This is a genomic window from Corynebacterium camporealensis (genome assembly GCF_000980815.1).
GTDB lineage: Bacteria > Actinomycetota > Actinomycetes > Mycobacteriales > Mycobacteriaceae > Corynebacterium > Corynebacterium camporealense.
On the sequence record NZ_CP011311.1, the window covers coordinates 2,087,398 to 2,111,442 of the forward strand.

The window sequence follows — 24,045 nt, forward strand, 5'->3', positions numbered from 1 at the left end:
GGACTAAGCCAGGTTGAAGGGTGTCGGCTCGGAGGGGTTATCGCCGATGACCGCGTGCAGGTAGTAGGCCCCATTGCCGGCTGGCTCGCGGTTGGTGCACTCGCCCTCGGCGGAGCGGAGGCGGGACCACTCGGCTTCGAAGATGCGGTCCTCGCCAGGCTCGACGGTGAGCTCGCCGGTCTCGACCGGGGCGTAGCAATCAACGTCGGACCAGATGCGCTCGTTGGTGCGCATGTTGTAGACCTCAAAGCGGAGGGTGTCCTCATCCAAGTCGATGACGCAGTCGGCCGCGGTGGGGTTCTCGACGGTCATGTAAAAGGTCGGCAGGTCGCCATCACTCACGGTGGACTCTGGGGTGGAGGCGACGATGTTGAGGTCGGAAAGCTCGCAAGTATCCTTCGCGCCGGCCTCGACGGAGGGCTCCTCCGACTCGGACGCAGACTCTTCCTCCGACTCAGACTCTTCAGATTCAGACTCTGGAACCTCAGATTCAGAAGACTCTGCCTCAGAAGTTTCCGGGGTGGTCTCCTCCGTGGTGACCTCCTGGGTGGAGGACTCGGCGGCCTCGTTGGTGTCGTCGCCACCGAAGAGGGCGATCGCTATCGCAATGAAGCCAAAGACGACAACGAGCACAACAACCAGGGCGGCCACGCGGCGCCGCTGGTAAATCTCCCGGGGCAAAGGCTTCTGGTTACTCACCCCTCCAATTTTAGGGTGATCCACAGCCCGACCCGGCTATCCCCGGCCCGCGTGTCCAGGGGTTATTCCACTCCGTGCAGGACGAGGGTCTCCACACTCGAGCTATCGAGCAGGTAGCGGGCACCCACGACGCCCAGATTGCCCGAGTCCAGCTGGCGTTGGACCTCCGGAACCTTAGCGACAATTTGAGAAACAGTATCCAAGGTGTTCTGGCGCTCATAGTCGGCATGATCGGTCTTGCCCTTGCGCTGGGCGACCCAGGCAGACACGGCGACGCGCTCGATGATGGGGCGCTGGAGGCTCGTCGGCAAGTCTGCCTCCCCGTCGAGGAAGGACGCCGCCGCAGCGACAGCACCACAGTTCTGATGCCCCAGCACGAGCAGCACGTTGGCATTCAAGCTTTCTAGCGCATAATCCAACGAGGCCAGCACCGCGCTGTCCAGGATGTGACCGGCCGTGCGAATGACGAAGGCATCACCGAAACCAATGTTGAACAGGTGCTCAATCGGCGCGCGGGAATCCGAGCAGGCCAGCACAATCACGCGTGGGTCCTGCCCCGCGGTGAGGCCCTCGCGGTAGAAGTTTTCGTGAACGGGGATGACGTTGCCATCGATAAGCCGCTGGTTACCTTCCTTCAAGGCATCCCAGACGGGCTGTGGCTCGTGGGGAACATTACGTAAAGGCATAACCTTAGTTTAGACTTGTCCCTTGCATGGATACGCAGAAAGTAGTCGATTGGTTCGACGAGCACGAAAGGCCGCTGCCCTGGCGTCGCCCCGGCACCAGCGCGTGGGGTGTCCTGCTCAGCGAGGTGATGAGCCAGCAGACCCCCGTCGCCCGCGTCGCCCCGGTGTGGGAGCAATGGATGCGGCGCTGGCCCACCCCGGCGGACTTTGCGCAGGCCACCCGCGATGAAGTCCTGCGCGCCTGGGGCAAGCTGGGCTATCCCCGCCGGGCGCTGCGGCTGTGGGAATGCGCGCGCAAGCTTAACGATGCCCCCGTGCCCCGGGACATCGACAAGCTTTTAGCTTTGCCTGGCATCGGCGATTACACCGCGCGTGCCGTGGCGTGCTTTCACTATGGCGAGAACGTGCCGGTCGTCGATACCAACGTGCGCCGGGTGTATGCGCGGGCTGTCGATGGTAACTTCCTTGCGCCCCAGCCTTCGAAGCGAGAGTTAGCCCTGGTAGAAGAGCTATTACCTGAGGAGGACGGCCCCAGGTTTTCTGCCGCCCTGATGGAGCTCGGCGCCCTGGTGTGTACTGCCAAGAACCCCAGTTGTGCTGCCTGCCCCCTGTTAGAGGACTGTGCTTGGCAGCGCGCCGGCTGCCCCGAACCCAGCGCGGAAGAACAGGCGAAGGCGAAGAAGCGCGTCCAGAAGTTCGCCGGTACTGACCGGCAGGTGCGCGGGCTCATCATGGACGTCCTGCGCAAGGCCGACGCGCCGGTCCCCCAGTCTCAGATTGACATCGTCTGGCCCGACGGGGCGCAGCGATCCCGTGCGCTGGCCTCCCTACTTAACGATGGCCTCGCCGACCAGAACGACGAAGGGCTGTTTCACCTGCCTGTGTAGCTGGGTTTCCCCTATTTCCTCCAGCGCCCGCGGAAGTTGAGCCCACCTGGCAGGTTGACCCACATGCCGCCGCGGGAGTTGAAGGTGACCGGCCCGACCTTCGTCGACATGGAGGCTCCCGAACCGGAGAAGTTCAGCCAGCTGTTCTTGCCGGTCTTCTTGCGCTTACGAAAATAAAGTCCCATGGCAAGAAATTTTAACCGAAAGAGTAGATAGCGTGATTTCTTTATATTAGTATGTCCGCATGTTCAGAAAATCTCTCTCTTCTCGCCTACTTTCTTCCTTGGCCGCGGCCCTAACCGCCTGTGCTGTGGCATTAGTCCCCAACACCGCCTCCGCTGACCCTGGTGCAGTCTTAGGCTCCCGACCCACCACGCATACCGATGGCGACCTGAGCTCCGCCACCGCCGCGAAAGCCCAAACTTTTAGCTACGAATCCACCCTGCAAAATGGCGCGCCCACCACCGTGACCGGCACGCTCTTCGAGCCAACCCAGGCCTGGGCCGGCGAGGGTGATCGTCCCACCATCGTCTTCGCGCCCGGTACCCGCGGGCAGGGCGACCAGTGTGCGCCCTCGCGTGCGGTCGGCCAGGTCGGCAACGCCGCCCTGGGCCCCGCCGGACAGCTGACCACCAACATCAACTACGAATACCCCTTCTTCAAGGCCGCCACGGACCTGGGAATCCGCGTCGTGGTGACCGACTACGTCGGCCTGGGCACGCCCGGCCACCACTCTTATGTCAACAACATCGAAGAAGCACATGCGGTTCTTGATGCCGCCCGCGCTGGCCTCCAACTTGCCGGCGCACCTGCCGATGCCCCGGTCGGCCTCGCCGGCTACTCCCAAGGTGGCGGGGCCGCCGCTGCTGCCGCCGAGTGGGCCAACGACTACGCACCCGAGCTCAACATCAAGGGCACCTACGCGGGCGCTCCCCCGGCTGACCTGGTCAAGGTCATGGCTGCCGTCGATGGCACCAGCATCGTCCATGTGCTTGGCTACGCCATCAACGGTTTCGCCTCCCGCAACGCCGAGTTCCGCGAGCGAGTTCTGAGCAACCTAAACCCTTGGGGCATCCAATTCTTGCGTTCCGCATCTGGCGCCTGCATTCCTGATTCGATGGCTACCTGGGCTTTCGTGCAGACCCGCTGGCTGACCAAAGATGGGGCGAGCCTATCGAAGATGGTGCAGCGCGACCCGGTGATTCGTGAAGTCCTGGAAGAGCAGAAGCTCGGCAGCCGTCCGCTGAACGCCCCGATGCTGGTCGCCAACGCACCTGACGATGACATCATCCCCTTCGATCAGGCCCGCACCATGGCTGGCGACTACTGCGCCCTGGGCGGCGAGGTCTACTTTGAGGCCGCCAACCCCACCCGCTTCGTTCCCGGACCGGGCATCAACCACGCGTTCCCATTGCTGGGTTCTGTCCCGCACGGCCTGGACTACCTGATTGAACGCTTCAACGACGTTCCTGCACCAAATAATTGCGCCTAGAAACTAAACGGTTAAGGTATCTACCGTGAATTTCAAGACGGGTACCCTTCTGGCAATTAGCGCTATCGCGGTCATCGCCGCTGTGGCATTCGCCTTCTCCGTGTTCTTCTCCGGCTCGGATGCCGAGCGCATCGACGCGGAAGGAACCAGCGCGGTCTTCTCCGAGGAAACGACTAGCTCTTCCGAGCCTGAAACGACCGAGGAGTTCACCGAAGAAACCAGCACCGAAGAAACCGAGGACGAAACCACGGAAGAGACCGCCACCGTCACTAAGACTGAAGAACGCACCGAGGAACGCACAGTAGAACCCGACCCCCCGGACATCCCGGCACCGATGATTCAGGCGGGCCTGCGCCCGGCGAATGCGGTCTGCGATGACACCCCGGTGCTCATCGTGGAGTCCGTCCTGGATGATGGATCCGGCAACCAGGCCGCCCAGCGCATCCCGGAGGTCATGGACATCTACCCGGGCACGGTCTTCTATACCCCGGGTGCCTGCCCGTCGCTGCGCGCGAGTGTGGATGGCCAGGACGTCTATGCCGTCGCCCGAGAGTACGACAACACCGCCGCGCTGTGCGATGCCTGGGCCGCCCAAGGCGGCAACGCCCGGCTACTTAACGGGGATACCTCCTACAGCAGTCCCTGCTAAAACCGGGAAAATCTCCCATAAAACCACTCCAGCCCGCGCAGAAGGTTCATCCTCCTGGCGGGCTGAAAGTGTGCTCTGACTAGCTAGATCTCTTACATCGGCTGGCCTGCCCCGGCTGGCGGCGGGTTGTTGCCGTCATCGTCGGAGTCAGAGTCGATGTCGGTGTCCGGCGTGGATTCCTCGCCTGGGACATCCGGGGTGACGTCCTCTGGGTCGTCGCCGGAGATGTCGGAGTCTTCGGTGACCTCGGCATCGTCAGGCTCGTCGCGGACCTCGGTGTCCTCGAGATCATCGCTGAAGGTGCCCTCCGGCAGCGGCTTCGGACGCGGGGTGAAGGTGAAGGTCGCCGAGGAGTTGTCCTTCGACTCGCCATCCCAGTTCTCCACGTCGACGTCGATGATCTCGCCGGCACCAATCTCGCCGAAGAGGATCTTCTCCGACAGCTGGTCCTCGATCTCGCGCTGGATGGTACGACGCAGCGGACGTGCACCCAGGACTGGATCGAAGCCACGCTTGGCCAGCAGATCCTTGGCCTTCTGGGTGAGCTCGATGCCCATGTCGCGCTCGGCAAGCTGCTTTTCCACACGACCGATGAGCAGCTCGACCATCTCGACGATCTGCTCCTGAGTGAGCTGGTGGAAGACCACGATCTCGTCGATGCGGTTGAGGAACTCGGGGCGGAAGTGCTTCTTCAGCTCGTCGTTGACCTTGTTCTTCATGCGCTCGTACTGGGCATCCGAGTCGTTCTCGGAAGCACCGGTAAAGCCCAAGCCCACAGCCTTCGAGATGTCCTGGGTACCCAGGTTCGAGGTGAAGATGAGCACGGTGTTCTTGAAGTCGACGACGCGACCCTGGCCATCGGTAAGGCGGCCATCCTCCAGCACCTGCAGCAAGGTGTTGTAGATCTCCTTGTGGGCCTTCTCGATCTCGTCGAAAAGCACGACGGAGAAAGGCTTACGGCGAACCTTCTCGGTCAGCTGGCCACCCTCTTCGTAGCCAACGTATCCCGGAGGGGCACCGAAGAGACGGGAGGCGGTGAAGCGGTCGTGGAACTCACCCATATCGATCTGGATGAGGTCGTCGTCCGAGCCGAACAGGAAGTTAGCCAGGGACTTCGACAGCTCCGTCTTACCCACACCAGACGGGCCGGCGAAGATGAAGGAACCGGAAGGCCGACGCGGGTCCTTCAGACCTGCGCGGGTACGGCGGATAGCACGGGAAACAGCCTTGACTGCCTCGTCCTGGCCGATGATGCGCTTGTGCAGCTCCTCTTCCATGTTGAGCAGGCGGGAAGACTCCTTCTCCGTCAGCTTCAGCACCGGGATGCCGGTCCAGTGAGCCAGCACTTCTGCGATCTGGTCCTCGCCGACCTCGGCGATTTCCTCCAGGTCGCCGGAGCGCCACTGCTTTTCCTTCTCGGCACGCTCCTCGCCCAGCTTGCGCTCCTTGTCACGCAGGCCGGCAGCCTTCTCGAAGTCCTGGGCATCGATAGCTGCTTCCTTTTCCTTACGGACCTCAGCGATGCGGTCATCGACCTCGCGCAGGCCCTCCGGAGCGGTCATGCGCTTGATACGCATGCGGGCGCCAGCCTCATCCAGGAGGTCAACGGCCTTATCCGGCAGGAAGCGGTCATTGATGTAGCGATCCGACAGGGAAGCCGCAGCCTTCAGCGCATCATCGGTGTAGGAGACGCGGTGGTGCGCCTCGTACTTATCGCGCAGGCCACGCAGGATGGCAATGGTGTCATCCAGGGAAGGCTCATCGACCTTGACCGGCTGGAAACGACGCTCCAGAGCAGCATCCTTCTCGATGTGCTTGCGGTACTCCTCCAGGGTGGTCGCACCGATGGTCTGCAGCTCGCCGCGAGCCAGCTTCGGCTTCAGCAGGGAGGCAGCATCGATAGCGCCCTCGGCAGCACCGGCGCCGACCAGGGTGTGAATCTCATCGATAAACAGGATGATGTCGCCGCGCTGGTTAATCTCCTTGAGGACCTTCTTCAGGCGTTCCTCAAAGTCACCGCGGTAACGAGAACCCGCCACCAGGGAGCCTAAGTCCAGCGAGTAAACCTGCTTATCCTTCAGGGTCTCTGGAACCTTACCGTTAACGATGTCTAGGGCCAGACCCTCGACCACGGCGGTCTTACCAACACCCGGCTCACCAATCAGAACCGGGTTGTTCTTGGTACGACGGGAGAGCACCTGCATGATGCGCTCGACCTCAGACTCACGGCCGACGACCGGGTCCAGCTTGCCATCCTTGGCAGCCTGGGTGAGGTTACGACCGAACTGGTCCAGCACCAGGGAGTTCGAGCGCTCACCGGAACCGGAACCGCCGCCGCGACCACCCGGGGCAGAACCCGCACCGACCGGGCCAGGTCCGCCCTGGTTACCGCCGGTGTTGTCGTTACTATTGCCCTCATAACCAGACAGCAGCTGAATAACCTGCTGGCGCACACGCGGCAGGTCCGCACCCAGCTTGGTCAGCACCTGGGCTGCAACGCCCTCGCCTTCGCGGATAAGACCCAGCAGCAGGAACTCCGTACCGATGTACTTGTGTCCCATCTGCAGGCCCTCACGCAGCGAGAGCTCGAGTACCTTCTTGGCGCGCGGGGTAAACGGGATATGCCCGGTGTGCGGCTGGGAGCCCTGGCCGATGATGTCCTCGACCTCGCGGCGCACATCCTCCAGGGAGATACCCATCGACTCCAGCGCCTTGGCCGCTACGCCCTCACCCTCATGGATGAGGCCCAGCAGAATGTGCTCGGTGCCGATGTAATTGTGATTGAGCATGCGTGCCTCTTCCTGCGCCAAAACGATGACGCGGCGGGCACGATCCGTAAACCTCTCAAACATTGCCATATCTACCTTTAATCGGTTCCATTACTAACGTTTCACCCACTCTAACGCGCACGCGCGCCGATCAGTCCCACCTTGCACTCTCCCCAAGCCCCTAATCCCCTATTTCCCCTGGTCAACATACTGTACGCCGGTAGCGAACAGGCCTTAGAAGAGCCTTTGCTTGACGATGCCCCATTGTTCAGCCCCAAAACACTTCCTCACCCTGGGTACGGGCGCTAACATCGATAATCGTTCCCTAGTACTAATAGAAAGCTCTCTCATGTCCGCCTTGCCGCAGTACTTTTCCTCCACCAAGGCCCTGCGCCTGATTTCTGAGTTAGCCTCCACCGACCAATCGAAAATCTATTTAGTTGAAAGCGAGTGGTCCGGCGATAAGCAGTACCTCGAGGTCTTCACGCCGAATACTGTGGCCGACCCCGCGGCGGCGACGCAGGAATTGCAGGGGCTTAGCCATGCGGGCATCGCAAAGTATGCAAGCTCCGGGCAAAGCCCCGACGGTGAGTTTTATGTTCTGCGCCAGGCCGCCGGTGGGCAGACGCTGGCCGATAGCGTGGGCAGTTCCAACCCGTGGCAGGAATCGCTTTCCGACGACGCCACCAACTCCATCCTTAACGACCTCGCCGACACCACTGCTTACCTGGAAAAGCACGACGCGCAAGCCAACCTCGAGGCCAAGCAGGTCGCCTTAGAAGGCAACACCCCTAAGGTCATCTCGGTGCTGCCGAAGGCTCTGCAGGGCGATCCCTCCAAGTCAGCGGCTGCCTTTAGTGCCCTGGCCGGCACCCTTGCCCCAAGTTTTGCCGCCGCGGCCGCATTAGATAAGGCACGCACAGGCTCCGCCGCACCGCAGCCTGAGCCCCCGAAGCAACCTTCGCCGCAGCATGAGCGTCCGCAGAATCCTTTCAGCGCACCCGCGCAGCAGTCATCGCAGCCTGAGCGCCCGTCTACCGATGCTTTCCCAGCACAACCCCAAGAGCAGCGCCCCTCGCAGCAGTTCCCGCCGCCCAACAACAACTTCCAAGGTGGCAACTTCCAGGGCAATAATTTTCAGCAGAATTACCAGGCCCCGGCCCAGCCTTATTCCCAGCAGACCGATGCGCCGAACAAGAGCAACAAGGGCATGCTCATCCTAAGTGCGTGCCTGCTGGTTGCTGCGCTGCTTATCGGTGGTGGCGCACTCTGGTACGCCAACTCGAACCCTTCCTGGAACGACGAGGAATCTCAGCTGGCGGCCACTTATCCCGACATGATTGGCAACCGCGCTGGCCAGGAAGGCGCCCTCGATACCACCTGCGAGTCGCGCGCCCCGGGAGCCGGGCAGCAGGCCGTTATCACCTGCACTGGCGAGGAAATCAGCTACTCGGCGACTTACTTCGACAGCGTCGACGAGAAAGACGCCGCGATGCCCAACGAAGACCCGGTCGCACTATCGAGTGATTCCTGCGCCATCGAAAGGTACGACATCACCGACGCGGACGAGACGACCTACGCCATTAGCGTGCGCGGCACCCCGACCGCTTTCCTGGTGTGGGGCCCATACGCTGAGCTGCACCACTTGAGTCTGCCGTACTGCGGCTAGAACAAAATACCTCCCAAGATGATGCCCACCAAGCCTGCCGCAACAGCGGTCACGACGATAACCTGGGTGGAGGTGTTCTTGTAATCCTCGCCCAGGGCGTGGGCTTTGGAGGTGGCGTCTTCGCGGGCCGTCGCAAAGCTCTGTTTAGCCGAGTCGAAGCCGTTGCCGGAGTGTGCCTGCGGGGCCGCGCCGGTGCCCCCGAGGTTCATCTCTGCCAGCTGGCGCAGCGCAGGCACGGTGATGGGTTCGGCATCTAACTCGCCGAGACGCTTGTCGTAGACTTCGCGCTTGCGCTCATCCCCCAAGATGTTGCTGGCCAGCTTGACCTCTTCTTCCCCACCCGGGTTGTCGAAAGGGCCGGTGGCCAGCCGGGAATCCAACTCCCCGCGCAGGTCAGACGTGGATGCCGAGCGATCCAAGCCCAGCGTGTCATACAGGTTGTAATGCGCCATAGGGAGTGCCTTTCGTTCACGATCGGGAATGGGGTGCCATCATGTTGCAATCACTCATTGTTGCAAAAGAATCTTTAGGCCGGGAACATACCCCCCCCCCCGTTTTCCGCAGCACAAACCTATTTCTGAGACAATATAAGCAGTCTCACATCAGCTTTTTCCAACTCTCTGAGCAGGCTATTTTCAGCTCAAATCCAGAAACTAATTACGAGTACTAAATTTCACCCTCCACAGCACTGCTTTGCGATGCCCCCACCATCGCAAAAGCCCAGCGCAACCAGTAATTTAAACACTGTACACACCAGTTTCTTGGAGAGGTTTCCCATGCCCCCGCATCAACATTAGCCTCAACGCCATTAACCTGGCCGACTTCCGCCAGATCATCGCCCTGGTCATGACGCTGATTACCATCGTCGGCGGCGTCGCTGGCCTCGTAGGCGCTGGCGGCAGCAGCTCCGGTGGTGGCGGCATCCCATCTATTGGTTCCCAGCAGGTAACCCAGCAGCAGCTTATCGATGCACTCAACGACTACCGTCGTGCGAACAATAGGACTGAGCTGCAAGCCATGCCTGCGCTCAATGCCGTTGCCCAGAACTGGTCTGACACATTGGCGCGCCCTGGTCAGCCCTTCGACCACAATCCTCACTACAGGGATCAGTACCCTGCTGGCGCTTCCTTGGAGTCCGAGAACATCCTGCAAAACCACAGGGGTGCAAGTGCTCAGCAGCTTATTCAACAGTGGGCTAATTCGCCGGGCCACCGTGCAAACATGCTGCGGCATGGCATCACCCATGTCGGCGTCGGCATTACAGTACGCGGAAATACTCTGTGGGCAGTGCAGAACTTCGCTAAGTACTAAGGCTTATTGCGCCTAGATATCAGAAATTCCCGCCTCCCCAGGCGGGAATCTTCTTGTTTTATGGCTTAGGCGGCCGGCTGCTCGATGCGCTTGAGCATCGGGGCGAGGATGACAATCGCAATGGCCAGCACGCCGGCGAGCAGGAAGGCCCACTGGGTGCCCTGGGCGGTGGCGGCGGCCTCGCTCATGCCGGACTCGAGGCCGGCCTGGGTGCCGCGGGAAAGGAAGACAACCAGGAAGGCCGTACCGGTCGCACCGGCGAGCTGCTGCAGGGTGTTCATGATGGCCGAGCCGTGCGAGTAGAGGCTGTCCGGCAGGGAGGACAGCGCGGTGGTCATCAGCGGGGTCATCATCAGCGCCATGCCGACGGCGAAGATGACGTGCATGGTCACGACCATCCAGACCGGGGTATCCATGCCGAGGGTAGCCATCAACCAGATGCCGCCGGCCAGCATGATGGCACCCGGGACCATGAGGATGCGCGGGCCCTTGCGGTCAAAGATACGACCAACGATTGGTGAGATGAGGCCCTGCAGGAGGCCACCCGGCATGACAACGAGGCCGGTGACCAGGGCGCTGACGCCGAGGGAGGTCTGCAGGTAAATCGGCAAGACGGTGACCGAACCGAGCATGAGGCCGAAGGAGACCAGCATGATGATGACGGCGATGGTGTAGTTGCGCACGCGGAAAGGACGCAGGTCCAGAAGAGCGCGTTCCTTCTTGGCCAGGGAAAGCTGACGGCGGGTGAAGATCACCAGGCAGATCGCACCGACGATGGTGATGACGATTTCGGTGGTACCCTCACCGTTGAGGATCGCCTGCATCGAGGACAGGCCGTAGACCAGGCCGCCGAAGGCGAAGGCAGAGAGGATGACGGAGAGAATATCGAGCGGGGTATTGCGGTTCTCACCAACGTTGGCCAGCTTGATGTAGCCGAAAATCATGATGAGCACCATCAATGGGACCATCACCCAGAAGATGAAGTGCCAGGTAAAGACGTTGAGCACCGCACCGCCGACCGTCGGGCCGAGCGCAGGGGCGACGGCGATGACGACAGAGATAACGCCCATGACCGAGCCGCGGCGCTCCAGGGGAACCAAGGTCATCGCCACGGTCATCAGGGTCGGCAGGATAATCGCGGTACCGCCGGCCTGAATCACGCGGCCGAGCAGCAGCAAGATGAAGGTTGGTGCGATGGCGGCGACGATGGTGCCGACGACGAAGAGGCCGGTGGCGGTGAAGAAGATTTGGCGCGTCGTAAAGCGCTCAATAATAAAGCCCGTGGTGGGGATGACCACGCCCATCGTCAGCATAAAGCCGGTGGTCAGCCACTGCGCAGTGGTAGCGGGGATTTCAAAGTCCGCCATGATGGACGGCAACGCGACCGACAGGGAGGTCTCGTTCAAAATCATGATCATCGCGGCGAGAACGAGGACGCTCAAGTTCGCGAGGACTTCTGTAGACAGCTTCGGATCGCCGTCGGTGCTCGGGGAATTGTGGCTCACTGCGACTTCCTTAACGGAGAAAAGCAAAAGGTAATAAGGGCAAAAAGGGCGCCCTGCCACAGGCGTAGATTCACGTCCTTGCTAAGTCACAAGGGCGGCTACTGCCTGGTGCAGCGCGCTTTAGTTACTGAAAATACAGTACACGTTTCCCCACAACTCACCTAAGCGAGCGCGGGGATGCAGTGAGCAATGCCACGAGCCGTGGCTGGTGTGGTTAATTCTCCGGCTTAACCAGCGGGAAGAGGACGGTCTCGCGGATGCCCAGGCCAGTCAGGGCCATGAGCAGGCGGTCGATGCCCATGCCGGCACCGGCTGTCGGAGGCATGCCCTGCTCCATGGCGGCGAGGAAGTCCTCGTCGAGCACCATGGCTTCATCATCGCCGCCAGCGGCCAGGCGGGCCTGGTCCTCGAAGCGCTCGCGCTGAACAACCGGGTCGATCAGCTCGGAGTAGCCGGTAGCCAGCTCAAAGCCACGGACGTAGAGGTCCCACTTCTCAGTCACACCCGGCTGGCTGCGGTGCTGGCGGGTCAGCGGGGAGGTCTCCACGGGGAAGTTCTTAACAAAGATCGGGCCTTCGAGCTGGTCCTCGCAGAGCAGCTCCCAGATTTCCTCGACCAGCTTGCCGTGGCCCCAGCCGCCGTCCTTCGGGACATCCAGGCCGATGACATCGGCAAGCGCTTTGAGCTCATCGACGGTGGAGTCGATGGTGACCTCCGGCTGGCCCGGGAACTTACGCTGCAGGGCCTCGTTCAGGGAGGGGTACATCTCGATTTCGGGCCAGGTGTCGCCGCCGAGGTCGTACTCGGTGCCATCGGCAAGCGTGACGGTGTGCGAGCCGAAGACCTCCATGGCCACAGCCTGGATGGACTCGCGGATGGTGCGGGCACAGTCGGTGTAATCGCCCCAAGCCTGGTAGGTCTCCAGCATGGCGAACTCCGGCGAGTGGGAGCGGTCAACGCCCTCGTTGCGGAAGTTGCGGTTGATCTCAAAGACGCGATCGATGCCGCCGACAACTGCCCTCTTCAGGTACAGCTCTGGGGCAATGCGCAGGTAGAGGTCGATATCCAGGGCGTTGGAGTGGGTGACGAAAGGACGTGCCGCCGCACCACCGTGCAGGGTCTGCAGCATCGGGGTTTCGATCTCGACGAAGTCCTCGTCTTCCAGATGATTGCGCAGCGCGCGCATGACCTTTACGCGGGTCATCGCATTCTTGCGGGCCTCCTCGCGCAGGATGAGGTCGTTGTAGCGCTGGCGCACGCGGGTATCTTCCGCCATGTCAGCAAAGGCGACCGGCAGCGGGCGCAGCGACTTCGCAGCCATGGTCCACTCGGAAGCCATGATGGACAGCTCGCCGCGTCGAGAAGCAATGACGCGACCGCGCACGGAAATGAAGTCGCCCAAGTCCACGTCGGACTTCCAGGCGGCCAGGCGATCCTCGCCGATTTCTGCCAGGGACAACATGGCCTGCACCTGGGTGCCGTCGCCATCCTGCAGGGTGGCAAAGCACAGCTTGCCGGTATTGCGCATAAAGATAAGGCGACCAGCAATCGCGTGCTCGACGTCGGTCTCCTCGCCCACCGCCAGGTAGGTCACCCCATCCTCTTGAGGGGCGTCAGCATCTTCTTCCTTGCGGACCTGGAACTGTCGACGCAGCTCCGCCATCGAAATAGTGCGTGCGACCTCAACCGGGTAGGCCTCTACACCGGATTCCAGCAGGCGGGCGCGCTTTTCGCGACGAATCCGCAGCTGCTCCGGGACATCGTTTACTGGGGTATTCTTCTGCTCACTCACGCACCCAAGGATAACCTATTGGCTCTGGCCAGCGAATCTGGGCTAGAAGCGACGATTCACCCAGAGTTCACATGAAGTAAACCTAATTTCAACCAGGTTGTTACATCGCAGGACTTCACTAACACAGTCCCCATTACTGCGATCTTATTGGAGTGTTCCCCATGACGCTGCGCGGCCGCAACCTGCTATCTAACCTGTTTACTTCCTCCCGATCCAGCCTGACCTGCACCTACAAGTGCGGCAATGCCTGCTTCGGCAACTGCGATAACCCATCGTCCAATCCCTATTTTGGCGACCAGTTCTCCCGTCGTACTGCGCTGCGCGCCGGTGGCCTAACCGTGGTCACCGTCGGTGGCTCGGCCGCCCTGGCTGCCTGCTCGAACCCGGAGGAACGGGCGGAGATGGGGGCATCGGAAAGCGCTGGCACCACCACCGCTGAAGTGGAGCTGACCTCCGCGGAAGGCATGCATTTCGACGCCGTGCAGCCGAACACCGAGGACAAGGTGGTCATCCCGGACGGCTACGAACAGTCCGTGCTGATTGCATGGGGCGACCCGCTTTTCAAAGACGCCCCGGAATTCGACGTCCATAACCAAACCGCCGCTGCTGCCGAGAAGCAGTTCGGCTTCAACAACGACTTCGCCGGCCTGCTCAAGCACCCCGACGACCCGAACCGATTGGTGTATGTCTGCTCGCACGAGTACACCACCGAGCCGATGATGTTCCCGGATTATGACCCGGACAACCCAACCGAAGAGCAGGTCAAGATTGGCTGGGCAGGCCACGGCCATTCCATTCTGGAGGTCTCCAAGGTCGGCGATACCGGCGAGCTGAAGCGCGAGTTTGGCCCGCTCAACCGCCGTATCACCGCCACCACCCCGTTCCGCCTGGTGGGCCCGGCCGCAGGCGACAAGCTGGTGCAAACCGACGCTGATCCGTCCGGTAAGGAAGTCAAGGGCACGCTGAACAACTGCTCCGGCGGTATCACCCCGTGGCAGACCATGCTCTCTGGCGAGGAGAACTTCGACCAGTACTTCCGCGGCAAGGCCAAAGATAAGAAGGCGCAGGCCTCCCTGGAACGCTTCGGCATTGAGGAAGAGGAATCGGAGCGCAAGTGGGAGCGTTTCGATGACCGCTTCGACGTCGCCAAGACCCCAAATGAGCCCAACCGCTTTGGCTGGATTGTGGAAATCAACCCGCTGGACCCGGACTCCACCCCGATTAAGCACACTGCATTGGGCCGCTTTAAGCACGAGGCGGGCAACATCCACATTGCTGACGATGGCACCGTGGTCTGCTACTCCGGCGATGATTCGCGCTTTGAGTACATCTACAAGTTCATCTCCACCAAGAAATACATCGAAGGCGACCTGGAACATAACCTGTCGATTCTCGACCACGGCACCTTGTACGTGGCCAAGATGGAAGGCAACTCCCCGGAAGAAGAAATCGACGGCTCCGGCGTACTGCCTGAGGACGGCCTCTTCGATGGCTCCGGTACGTGGGTCAAGCTGCTGACCTCCGATACGGAAAACAACAAGTTCGAATCCCACGTCGACGGCTTCAGCGCGGCGGAAGTTGCCGTGTTCACCCGTGAGGCCGCCGACAAGGTCGGTGCCACCAAGATGGACCGCCCCGAAGACATCGAGGTCCACCCGGACACCGCGAAGGTCTACGTCGCGCTGACCAACAACTCCTACCGCGGCGCTACCGGCGAAGATGCCGAGAAGAACAAAGAGGAGCCTATGGAATGGGCACCGATTAAGGAAAACAAAAACGGCATGGTCATGGAAATCGAGGACGACCACGCCGGCGAGAAGTTCTCCTGGAACCTGTTTATCGTCTGCGGCGACCCGCGTGAGGCAAACACCTACTTCGGCGGCTTCGACAAAGAGAAGGTCTCCCCAATTTCCTGCCCGGACAACTTGGCCTTCGACAACCACGGCAACATGTGGATTTCCACCGACGGCAACGCCTTAGATTCCAACGACGGCCTTTACGCCGTAACCACCGAGGGCGAAACCCGCGGCGAGCTCAAGTGCTTCCTCACCGTCCCGGCCGGCGCGGAGACCTGCGGGCCCATCGTCACCGACGAGCGCGTCATGGTCAACGTCCAGCACCCGGGCGAAGCTGACGATGCCACCTTCGACGCCCCGACCTCCCACTGGCCCGACGGCGGCAACTCCACCCCACGCCCGGCCGTCGCCGTGGTCTGGAAGAAGGACGGCAACATCGGGGTAGAGGCCTAGCACGCTTCACCCCCACCCCGGCGCGCCCGGGAGCAGCGCTTTACGATGACCTGCCGATATGTGAGATCTCTTTCTCGCATATCGGGATTAACCTCCCCCAGGCGCAGACAGGCCAATTGTGACGTGGCATACTATCTCCACTGCGATTTGATTGTGAACTAGAGCTCTTATGTGGAGATGGCTATGAACTCGTTGATTTTGGTTTTTATCGGCCTGGCCATGATGGCCGCAGGTTATCTGCTGTATTCGAAGTTTCTGGGCAAACACATCTTTAAGCTCTCTCCGAACTACACCACCCCGGCGCACCGCCAGGAAGATGGTGTCGACTTCGTCCCAACGAATAAGTACGTGCTCTGGGGCCACCACTTCACTTCCGTGGCTGGTGCGGCGCCAATTATCGGCCCGGCCGTCGCGGTCATTTGGGGTTGGGTCCCAGCATTTTTGTGGGTGACCATCGGCACCGTGTTCATGGCCGGCATGCATGACCTGGGTGCCCTGTGGGCATCGCAGCGTCACCGCGGCCAGTCCATCGGTACGCTGTCGGGCCGCTACATCGGCACGCGTGGCCGCAACCTCTTCCTCGTGGTCATCTTCCTGCTGCTGCTTATGGTGAATGCAGCGTTTGCCGTGGTGATTTCTGACCTGTTGGTCTCCACCCCGACTGCTGTGATTCCGACCTGGGGCGCCATCGTCGTCGCCGTGCTCATCGGCCAGGCCATCTACCGCTTCAACTGGAACCTGCCGCTGGTCTCCGTCGTGGGTGTTATCACTCTCTACGGCCTGATGATTCTCGGCGACCGCGTGCCAGTCGTCCTGCCGGATACCGTCCTGGGCATCCCGGCCAATGGCGTGTGGATCATCTTGCTATTCATCTACGCGTTTATCGCATCCCTGCTGCCGGTGTGGGTCCTGCTGCAGCCGCGCGACTACATCAATGGCCTGCAGCTCTTCGTCGGCCTGGGCATCCTCTACGGTTCCTTCCTGCTCACCCGCCCGGAGGTCGTCGCACCAACGCTGCGCGACAACGTTCCGGAAGGTACCCCGTCGATCTTCCCGCTGCTGTTCGTCACCATCGCGTGTGGTGCCATCTCTGGTTTCCACGGCATCGTGGCTTCCGGTACCTCGTCGAAGCAGATCGATAAAGAGACTGACGTTCGCTTCGTCGGTTACTTCGGTGCGGTCGGTGAAGGCCTGCTGGCACTGGGCACCATCGTCGCGGTGACCTCTGGCTTCCGCACCATCGCAGATTGGGAGAACATCTACTCCGAGTGGAACGCCGGCGGTGTTGGCGCCTTCGTTGAAGGTGGCGGCAACCTCATGAACGAGGGCCTGGGCATCCCGAACTCCCTGTCGGCAACCATCCTTGCCACCATGGCCGTGCTTTTTGCCGCAACCACGATGGACTCCGGTGTGCGTCTGCAGCGCCTGGTCGTCCAGGAAATCGGCGAAATCATCGGCCTTCGCCTGACCACCCTGATTGCCACCATCATCGCCGTGGGTCTCTCCTTCGGCCTGACCTTCTCCGCCGGCACGGACGGCTCCGGTGGCATGACCATCTGGCCGCTGTTCGGCACCACCAACCAGCTCATGGCAGGCCTGTCGCTGTCCATCCTGGTCATCATCCTGACCTACCTGCGCCGCCCGACCTGGCCTGTCCTCATCCCATTGGTGTTTGTCACCATCATGTCGCTGTGGGCAGCCGTCCTCCAGTTGGGCAGCCTCTTTGCCGAGGGCAACTGGCTCCTGCTGGTCATCGACCTCATCATCGTCTGCGCCGCCATCTGGGTCATCATTGAGGCCACCGCGGCCATCCGCAAGGCCCGCAAGTCCCCGCAGATTACCTGGACTGACGACGACGAAGACGCCCCGCTGCCCGGCGAGCAAACCCAAGAAACTGCGACCGCCCAGTCCCGCACCGAGTAATGCTGGACAAGCTCAAAGCACTCGCACATGGGCTCAACGAGTACTACCAGGCGCCATATCGGGCGACCTTCGCTAAGGCCCAGCAGCAAGAAGATGACTTCTTCCGCCTGCTGGTCTTATCGGAGGCCCTCGGCATCCCCAACCCGGCGAGCTACTACACCCTAGAGCTCCTCCCGCTGGTCTACGAGGACTTCCACGCCTGGCACCGCCGCATGGGCATGGCCAACTCCCCACTGGAGGGCATCCGATGCTGCTAAATCCCCCACCGATTACGTTCTTCGGCGGCAAGGGCGGCGTGGGCAAGACCACCTTGGCTGCTGCCACCGCCCGCAACCTCGCCCAGGCCGGGCGATCCGTTCTGTTGGTCTCCACGGACCCGGCGCACAACTTGGGCCACATCTGGGGCACCACGCTTTCCGATGCCCCCACCATCCTCCAGCCAGGTCTCACCGCCATCGAGCTCGACCCGGCGCGCACCACCGAAGAACACCTGCGTAGCGTCGGTGCGAACCTGCGCAAGTTCATGCCGGAGCACCTCCACAAAGAAATCACCCGTCACCTTGATCTCGCGCGCAATTCGCCCGGCACCCACGAGGCCGCACTGCTCGAGCGCATTGCCGAACTTATCGAGCACGCCGAGGATTACGACCACCTCATCTTCGATACCGCGCCTTCCGGGCACACCACACGCCTGCTGGAGCTGCCTGAGGTCATGGCGGCTTATACCGACGGCCTGCTCGCTCGGCGCGAGAAGTCTGAGAAATTCGGCAGCCTGGTCAGCGGCATGGCCGGTTCCGATAATGCGACCTCTACCCGCACTGATCCGACTGCCCGGCGCAACCAAGAGATTCGCTCCACCCTTCTCAAGCGGCGCCGTCGCTTTGAGAAACTCCGTGCAGCGCTTTCCGATGCCCAGCGCACCGGCTTCTACATCGTTCTTACCCCGGAACGCCTCCCGGTCTTAGAAAGCACCGAACTGCACGCTGAACTCACCGACAACGGCATCCGCGTGGCAGGGCTCATCGTCAATCGCTGCATCCCGGAGGAAGCTGGCGAATTCCTTGCTGCCCGCCGCGCCGCCGAACAGGACGCGCTTGAGTTGCTGAAGCAGCGCCTTCCCGACGAGCAACCGCTCCTACTCCCTTGGTTACCCCAAGAAATCGGCGATGCGGATGCCCTGGATGAACTCGCCCAAAGGATCTAGGTCCTACTTCTTGTTCCGGGCGGCTTCCTCGATTTTCGCCAGGGACACAATCATTGACGACACCATTCGCTTCGCCGTCATCTCTTTCCCTGCATTGCTCAGGGCGCGGGTTTCATCAATCATCCGTTCAATCCACATCCGAGTCCACGGTGATTCTTCATCTGAGATGTACTCCCGGCTGCCCTCAAAAATGGATTGGAACTCCTCATTCGACAGGTCCTGACCCATCGCCGCACTCCTAACTGCCGTCGATGTTGCGGAAGCCAATTCCCAACGGTAGCCCCGCATTATCGATGAGGCGAACATCGCCGAAGGTCGCTGCTACGAGCAAGCGGGCATCGCCTTCCTCAGGTGCTTCACCAAGGTCACGGCCACGCAGCTCCAGATATTCTGGCTCGACACCCGCGGCATCGAGGACGGCACGGGCGGTCTCGAGGACCTTCTCAGCGCCTTCTTCAGCGGCATAGGCACCGGCGGTCAGGGCGGCGGAGAGTGCGGAGGCGGCCTCGCGGGCATCGGTAGGTACGTGCGTGTTACGCAGGCTCATAGCCACGCCTTCTGGGGTGCGCACCGTCGGCACGCCCTGCACGCGCACGCCCAAATGCAGGTCAACGACGGCCTGCTGGAGTGCGATGAGCAGCTCGTAGTCCTTCTCGCCAACGACGATGTCGCTGGGGCGCACGGCACCTAGCATCGCCACCAACTGGGTCAGGGGTGCAGCCAGATCGGTCTCCATGCCGAAGTCGTCCGGTACGACCTGGGTGCGCTGGCCGCGCGGGAAGAGATCGTCTGTGGTGTACTGCCAGATGAAGTCGACGTTTTCCTCGATAAGCGCTTGGGCGTCCTGCTCATCTGTACTGCTCAACGCAACTACGACGATGCCGCCGCGGATGCGACGGGCCGCGCGCACCAGGTTGATGTGACCTGCGTGAACGCCCTCGCCCAGCGGCACGAGGACGACCGGCTTGCCCTTCTTGGCAAAAGCCGAGCCCACCATGCCGATGCGCTGGATATCGTCGATAAGTGGCGGCTGGATCATGAATTCTCCTCCTGGAATGCCCACATTTCGAGTGCGTGGCGGTCTTCAACTTCGCCTAAGCGGCGAACAGATTCGACATAGGCCCGGCGCAATCCGGGCTCAGTGATGTAGCGATAAGCAGCGCGTACGGCGGATTCATCGATGGCGGGCATGTCAGGATCGTCGACGAGGTCCAGCTCCAGATGGGCTTTGCCGCTTAACCGGGCGAGCACCTGCGCATAGTACAACCGGGCGGCATACAGGCCGCGCTCGTCTTCGTTCAGCGCAATCGTCACCGCGTGCATCTCGGCCGTGAGCAGCCCGGCGATGGTCTCACCCAGCTCATCCAAAGCAGTCAATGCCCACCGCCCCTGCTGAATAGGAGCGAGTGCTGCCACCACACATCCGCGAGTTTCCAACGGATCAAGGTCCTGCACGCCGCGGCTCAGGCAGGTGTGCATCACGATAAGCCCGTCACGCACATGTTCTTCCACCACGTCGATGGCGCGCTGCAGGGCATCTTCCTCCACACCGAGGATGAGCAGGTCTGCCTCCGCGATGTTGGCTGGGTCCTGCACCAGGGACACGCTATGCCCGGCGGCTTCTAAGCCATCTGCTAGACGACGCCCCGCCAGCGACGCCCCGAACAGTGCGACCCGCATGCGGGGTGCCTGCATTAGTTGTCTTTCTTTCGCTGCGCGAGCAGTTCTGCCACCGTGACCGCACCCTTGCGGTGGGCATCGGAACGACGGCGCCCCGAACGAGTGGACTCTTGCTTAGCCTCCGCGTGCTGGGATGCAGCCTTTTCGGCCTGCTTTTTATCTATGCCGCGGTTCGGCTGCTGCGGTTTCGGCTGGACGGGAGCGGGGCCATCGGCAGGCGCGCGATGCTTAGATGCCGAGGTCTTCTCCTTGACCGCACCGAACTTCGCGGTCTCATCGCCACCAGCATCCCAGCGCACTGCCTGGAAGGAACCGGTATCGAAGCTCGGCTTCGACGGCTGCTTGGGCTGCGACTGCTTAGGCTTAGGCGCAGTCTTCTTTTCTGGCTGCTTGGTCTCAGCCTTCTTCGGCTCTGGCTTCTTGGCTTCAGTCTTCTTGGCCTCAGCCTTTGGCGCAGCAGGCTTCTTCGGCTCAGCCTTCTTTGGTTCCGGCTTCTTCGGGGTGCTGGCCTGGGTTGGGGTCTCTTCCTTGTCGCGGCGGATCTTTTCGCTGATGATGTCGTTCAGCGGATTGTCCTGGGCGCGCGATGCTCTCGGCTGGGAACCGAGGCGACCAGCGATGGCATCGGAGGTTGGCGCACCGGCGCTGGACTGAGTGAAGTCGACCTCTGGCTCACCGGCGGCCGCGCGGGTCTGAGCTTCTAGCTCCATGATGCGGCGGGCCTCCGCGCGCAGGGCGGCCGGCTCGTAGGTGTATTCGCGGCCAGACAGCTCTTCGAGCTGGGAACGAATGGTGGACAACTGCTCGCGGATCTCGGCGAGGATTTCCATGTCCGCATTGCTCGGCGCAGCGCCCTGGGAGCCGCCGGCCTCGCCGGCTGCGGCGTTGGCTGCGTCAAGTTCTGCGCGGTGGGCGCGCTCCTGCAGTTCCAGCTTGGTCTGCGATTCTTCAGCCTGACGACGGTAGCGCACCACCAGGAAGAAACCGAGCACGGCGGCCCACAAGGCAGCAATCAGCGCCAGCTTGAGTGCGGCATCAGAGCCGGAGATCAGCATGACGATGCTTGCAATAACCGCCAGCACCACCAGCACGATGAGGCCGATCTGGCCTGCATCGCGCGGAGTGGAGTCGTTTCCGGGGGACTGGTGTCGAGGAGCAGGCGATGTCATGAGGTCTAACTTACCGTTTGTTGTCCTTCGGTTGGAGGTGGGACCTCGCAGTGTCGCTCAAGCACGACACCGGCAACGGACATCGCCAGGCCACCGAGCGCAGAAGAGATCACTCCGACCAGGTCATTGGAAGCAGCGACGAGTTCGCTAGCGCGTGGAATAACGTAGACCGCAATGCCCACATAAGCACCGCCGACGATGGCGCCGGTCCAGGCGGAAGCACGTCCCACCAGCATGAACTGCAAGATAGTCAGCGGGTTGAGCTGCGAATTATCCAGCCCGATACCGTGAGCGTCTTCTTCTTTGGCGCTACGCACCTTCCAGGTCAGCACGCCACAGACCACGGCCATCACCCACAACGTGATAGACACCGTCGCCGGAATAGCCAGCATGGAGCCATAAAAGCGCGTGGTCAAAATGGCTGCGGCCGCCGCGACGAAGACGCCGGCACCAATCAGCGCACCAATGGAAGTCCTTTTCATAGCTCCTCCATCGCACCCAGCGGGCGCACCTCGGCAACATCGTCTTCGGGCAGCTTCGCGATCAGTTCTTCGAGTGGCGTGCCGTTCAGAAATGCGTCTGGGTCAGCGGCCAACCACGGCACCAGCACGAACGCGCGCTCATGGGCATAAGGATGCGGCACGGTCAGCTCCGGATCGGTGGAGCTAAAGCCCTCGATGTCGACGATGTCCACATCCAGAGTGCGCGGTCCCCAATGGCGCACGCGGACGCGCTCCGCTTCGTTTTCTAAGCGCTGCCCGCGACGCAGCAGCTCCAGCGGCGTTTCTTCGACCTCGACGATGAGTGTCGCGTTGAGAAACTCATCCTGGTCTTCCACACCCCAAGGCGGGGTGGCATACACCGGGGAGGCCGCCACGATATCGCTAGCAAATTCGTCAAAGACCGTGCGCAACAGCTTCACGCGGTCGTCCATGTTGGAACCAATCGACAGTACTGCGCGCATCAGCGTCCCCACATGTTCTTGCGCGAACGACGCGCCACCACAGCCACATCACCAAAAGTGCGCGGGATGGGCGCCTGAGGTTTATGGATGGTCACCTCTACCGCGTGCAGCAGGTCAAAGCGCTGGATGACGGACTCGGCAATCTCGGTGGCGACTGTTTCGATAAGGTCCCGGCTGGGGCCTTCGACGATGTCGGCGGCGACATCGGCAAGCTCTGCATAATTGACCGTTTGCTCCAGGTCATCACCTGCAGCCGCACCCGCAAAGTCCAGCCAGCAGGTCACATCCACAATAAAAGGCTGGCCCTCGCGCTTTTCCTCGTCGAAGACGCCGTGGTAGCCAAAGCACTCCAGCGCTTTCAGCTCAATGCGGTCTGCCATGCAAAGTCCTAACTCTCTCGCGCCTGTCTAAACGTCAGCGGCACCTAGATTGTTTACAGCCTCCGACTTTATCCGCTAGGCAAAGCTTTACGACGAGCGGCACCCGGATTCCCTTTAGCCTTGGCCGGTCTTGGCGTTGTTGTAGTTGCCGGTGGCGTGGGCGCCGCCGGTGTAGTTGGGGCCGGCATGCCAGGCTGCGGCGACATCGACGGCGTCACGGGAGACGCCGACCTCGTGGACGCGGACGGCCCAGGCGCCTAAGTGGGCGGAGATGGCGGTGACGGCGGCGGTGGCGGAATCGGCAAGTAAGGGGCTGGACTCGACGCCGCGATCGTCGCGGATGGCAGCGAGGAAGCGCTTGCGGGAAGCGCCGACCAGGATGGGGTAATCACCGGCGATGAATTCGGGCAGGGCCTGCAGGAGGGCCCAGTTGTCCTGCGGGGTCTTGGCGAAGCCGAGGCCCGGGTCGAGGACGATGTTGTCGCCGCTAACACCAGCGGCCAGGGCGTTGTCGGCGAGCTCGTAGAGCAGGGTGCGTACGTCGGCGACCACGTCGCCGCCGTGGTCGGCACTGCCGGAGGCGCTGCCGAATTGGACGGTGCGCCAGTGCATCAGGCACACCGGAATGTCGGCCTCGGCCATGACGTTGTACATGTCTTTATCGGCCAGGCCACCGGAGACGTCGTTGATCATGTCGACGCCAGCCTCGGCGGCAGCGGCGGCAACCGTGGCGCGCATGGTGTCGACGGAGGTGGAGATTCCGGCATCGTGAAGCGCGCGGATAACGGGGACGACGCGGTCTTTCTCCACTTGGGGGTCGACGCGAACAGCACCCGGGCGGGTGGATTCACCGCCGACGTCGATCATGTCGGCGCCGGCATCGATAAGCTCTTGCGCGTGCGCCAGGGCGGCATCGGTGTCCAACCACTTGCCGCCGTCCGAAAAAGAATCCTCGGTGACGTTGACGATGCCCATCACAGCCGTACGGCCGGGCACATTCAGGCGCTGCAAACTCATC

At 61.8% G+C, this 24,045-nt stretch carries 24 protein-coding genes; 9 read left to right on the forward strand and 15 right to left on the reverse strand.

The annotated features are described in order from the left end of the window. Positions 1 to 3 precede the first annotated feature (3 nt). Together UL81_RS09785 and UL81_RS09790 are read right to left on the reverse strand one after the other, a co-directional pair. Complete coding sequence (locus UL81_RS09785; RefSeq protein ID WP_035104429.1) at positions 4 to 699, reverse strand: hypothetical protein; 696 nt, start codon at positions 697 to 699, stop codon at positions 4 to 6. A gap of 62 nt (positions 700 to 761) precedes the next feature. Beyond that, on the reverse strand, positions 762 to 1,385 hold the full coding sequence (locus UL81_RS09790) for a carbonic anhydrase (protein WP_035104428.1): 624 nt from the start codon (positions 1,383 to 1,385) through the stop codon (positions 762 to 764). Positions 1,386 to 1,411: 26 nt separating this feature from the next. Here UL81_RS09790 and UL81_RS09795 point away from each other — a divergent pair, with 26 nt between their 5' ends. After that, positions 1,412 to 2,272 (forward strand): HhH-GPD family protein, encoded by an 861-nt coding sequence (locus tag UL81_RS09795; protein ID WP_046453544.1) that lies wholly within the window; start codon positions 1,412 to 1,414, stop codon positions 2,270 to 2,272. A gap of 11 nt (positions 2,273 to 2,283) precedes the next feature. On the opposite strand, the gene UL81_RS11695 is transcribed toward UL81_RS09795, so the two are convergent. Then, positions 2,284 to 2,457, reverse strand: coding sequence for a DUF4236 domain-containing protein (locus UL81_RS11695; protein ID WP_081961368.1), 174 nt, complete (start codon positions 2,455 to 2,457; stop codon positions 2,284 to 2,286). A gap of 59 nt (positions 2,458 to 2,516) precedes the next feature. On the opposite strand from UL81_RS11695, the gene UL81_RS09800 reads away from it, so the two are divergent. Both UL81_RS09800 and UL81_RS11540 read left to right on the forward strand, forming a co-directional pair. Beyond that, positions 2,517 to 3,764, forward strand: a complete 1,248-nt coding sequence (locus UL81_RS09800; protein ID WP_035104425.1) for a lipase family protein — start codon at positions 2,517 to 2,519, stop codon at positions 3,762 to 3,764. 25 nt (positions 3,765 to 3,789) lie between these two features. Further along, positions 3,790 to 4,413, forward strand: coding sequence for a hypothetical protein (locus tag UL81_RS11540; protein WP_052097675.1), 624 nt, complete (start codon positions 3,790 to 3,792; stop codon positions 4,411 to 4,413). Positions 4,414 to 4,505: 92 nt separating this feature from the next. Here UL81_RS11540 and UL81_RS09810 read toward each other — a convergent pair whose 3' ends face one another. Continuing rightward, positions 4,506 to 7,265, reverse strand: coding sequence for an ATP-dependent Clp protease ATP-binding subunit (locus UL81_RS09810; RefSeq protein ID WP_046453545.1), 2,760 nt, complete (start codon positions 7,263 to 7,265; stop codon positions 4,506 to 4,508). 265 nt (positions 7,266 to 7,530) lie between these two features. Here UL81_RS09810 and UL81_RS09815 point away from each other — a divergent pair, with 265 nt between their 5' ends. Further along, positions 7,531 to 8,850, forward strand: a complete 1,320-nt coding sequence (locus UL81_RS09815; protein ID WP_035104422.1) for a hypothetical protein — start codon at positions 7,531 to 7,533, stop codon at positions 8,848 to 8,850. Here the strand turns inward: UL81_RS09815 and UL81_RS11545 are convergent. Beyond that, the gene (locus UL81_RS11545) at positions 8,847 to 9,302 is read right to left on the reverse strand and encodes a J domain-containing protein (RefSeq protein ID WP_052097673.1); all 456 of its coding nucleotides are present in this window, start codon (positions 9,300 to 9,302) and stop codon (positions 8,847 to 8,849) included. The two genes, UL81_RS09815 and UL81_RS11545, sit on opposite strands and share 4 nt — an antisense overlap. Positions 9,303 to 9,696: 394 nt before the next feature. On the opposite strand from UL81_RS11545, the gene UL81_RS11550 reads away from it, so the two are divergent. Beyond that, positions 9,697 to 10,161, forward strand: coding sequence for a CAP domain-containing protein (locus UL81_RS11550; protein ID WP_052097671.1), 465 nt, complete (start codon positions 9,697 to 9,699; stop codon positions 10,159 to 10,161). 65 nt (positions 10,162 to 10,226) lie between these two features. Here UL81_RS11550 and UL81_RS09830 read toward each other — a convergent pair whose 3' ends face one another. Then, positions 10,227 to 11,579, reverse strand: a complete 1,353-nt coding sequence (locus UL81_RS09830) for an MDR family MFS transporter (RefSeq protein WP_046453703.1) — start codon at positions 11,577 to 11,579, stop codon at positions 10,227 to 10,229. Between the two features lie 301 nt (positions 11,580 to 11,880). After that, positions 11,881 to 13,458 (reverse strand): lysine--tRNA ligase, encoded by a 1,578-nt coding sequence (gene lysS, locus UL81_RS09835; protein WP_035104420.1) that lies wholly within the window; start codon positions 13,456 to 13,458, stop codon positions 11,881 to 11,883. Between the two features lie 161 nt (positions 13,459 to 13,619). Between lysS and UL81_RS09840 the strand changes: the two genes are divergently transcribed. The 4 genes from UL81_RS09840 to UL81_RS09855 all read left to right on the forward strand — a co-directional run bounded on the left by UL81_RS09840 (position 13,620) and on the right by UL81_RS09855 (position 18,834). Then, positions 13,620 to 15,707 carry a PhoX family protein gene (locus UL81_RS09840; RefSeq protein WP_035104419.1) on the forward strand — a complete coding sequence of 696 codons (2,088 nt, stop codon included), beginning with the start codon at positions 13,620 to 13,622 and terminating at the stop codon, positions 15,705 to 15,707. 183 nt (positions 15,708 to 15,890) lie between these two features. Continuing rightward, complete coding sequence (locus UL81_RS09845; RefSeq protein WP_035104416.1) at positions 15,891 to 17,630, forward strand: carbon starvation CstA family protein; 1,740 nt, start codon at positions 15,891 to 15,893, stop codon at positions 17,628 to 17,630. Next, complete coding sequence (locus UL81_RS09850) at positions 17,630 to 17,887, forward strand: cory-CC-star protein (RefSeq protein WP_035104414.1); 258 nt, start codon at positions 17,630 to 17,632, stop codon at positions 17,885 to 17,887. The genes UL81_RS09845 and UL81_RS09850 overlap by 1 nt, the downstream gene beginning before the upstream one ends. After that, the gene (locus UL81_RS09855) at positions 17,878 to 18,834 is read left to right on the forward strand and encodes an ArsA family ATPase (protein ID WP_046453546.1); all 957 of its coding nucleotides are present in this window, start codon (positions 17,878 to 17,880) and stop codon (positions 18,832 to 18,834) included. Before UL81_RS09850 ends, UL81_RS09855 begins: the two co-directional genes overlap by 10 nt. Positions 18,835 to 18,837: 3 nt before the next feature. Here UL81_RS09855 and UL81_RS09860 read toward each other — a convergent pair whose 3' ends face one another. The 8 genes from UL81_RS09860 to folP form a co-directional block, all read right to left on the reverse strand. After that, on the reverse strand, positions 18,838 to 19,062 hold the full coding sequence (locus UL81_RS09860) for a hypothetical protein (RefSeq protein ID WP_035104413.1): 225 nt from the start codon (positions 19,060 to 19,062) through the stop codon (positions 18,838 to 18,840). Between the two features lie 10 nt (positions 19,063 to 19,072). Further along, positions 19,073 to 19,873 (reverse strand): pantoate--beta-alanine ligase, encoded by an 801-nt coding sequence (locus UL81_RS09865; protein WP_035104411.1) that lies wholly within the window; start codon positions 19,871 to 19,873, stop codon positions 19,073 to 19,075. Further along, positions 19,870 to 20,529, reverse strand: a complete 660-nt coding sequence (locus tag UL81_RS09870; protein ID WP_179944094.1) for a Rossmann-fold NAD(P)-binding domain-containing protein — start codon at positions 20,527 to 20,529, stop codon at positions 19,870 to 19,872. Before UL81_RS09870 ends, UL81_RS09865 begins: the two co-directional genes overlap by 4 nt. After that, a complete protein-coding gene (locus UL81_RS09875) occupies positions 20,529 to 21,683 on the reverse strand; it encodes a DUF6779 domain-containing protein (RefSeq protein WP_035104410.1) in 1,155 nt (384 codons plus the stop codon). The genes UL81_RS09870 and UL81_RS09875 overlap by 1 nt, the downstream gene beginning before the upstream one ends. A 5-nt stretch (positions 21,684 to 21,688) precedes the next feature. After that, positions 21,689 to 22,165 (reverse strand): DUF3180 domain-containing protein, encoded by a 477-nt coding sequence (locus UL81_RS09880; RefSeq protein ID WP_035104408.1) that lies wholly within the window; start codon positions 22,163 to 22,165, stop codon positions 21,689 to 21,691. Beyond that, positions 22,162 to 22,647, reverse strand: a complete 486-nt coding sequence (folK, locus tag UL81_RS09885) for a 2-amino-4-hydroxy-6-hydroxymethyldihydropteridine diphosphokinase (protein ID WP_035104406.1) — start codon at positions 22,645 to 22,647, stop codon at positions 22,162 to 22,164. Before folK ends, UL81_RS09880 begins: the two co-directional genes overlap by 4 nt. Then, a complete protein-coding gene (folB, locus tag UL81_RS09890; RefSeq protein WP_035104403.1) occupies positions 22,647 to 23,027 on the reverse strand; it encodes a dihydroneopterin aldolase in 381 nt (126 codons plus the stop codon). Before folB ends, folK begins: the two co-directional genes overlap by 1 nt. 114 nt (positions 23,028 to 23,141) lie before the next feature. Continuing rightward, a complete protein-coding gene (folP, locus tag UL81_RS09895; protein WP_046453547.1) occupies positions 23,142 to 24,044 on the reverse strand; it encodes a dihydropteroate synthase in 903 nt (300 codons plus the stop codon). Position 24,045: the final 1 nt, after the last annotated feature.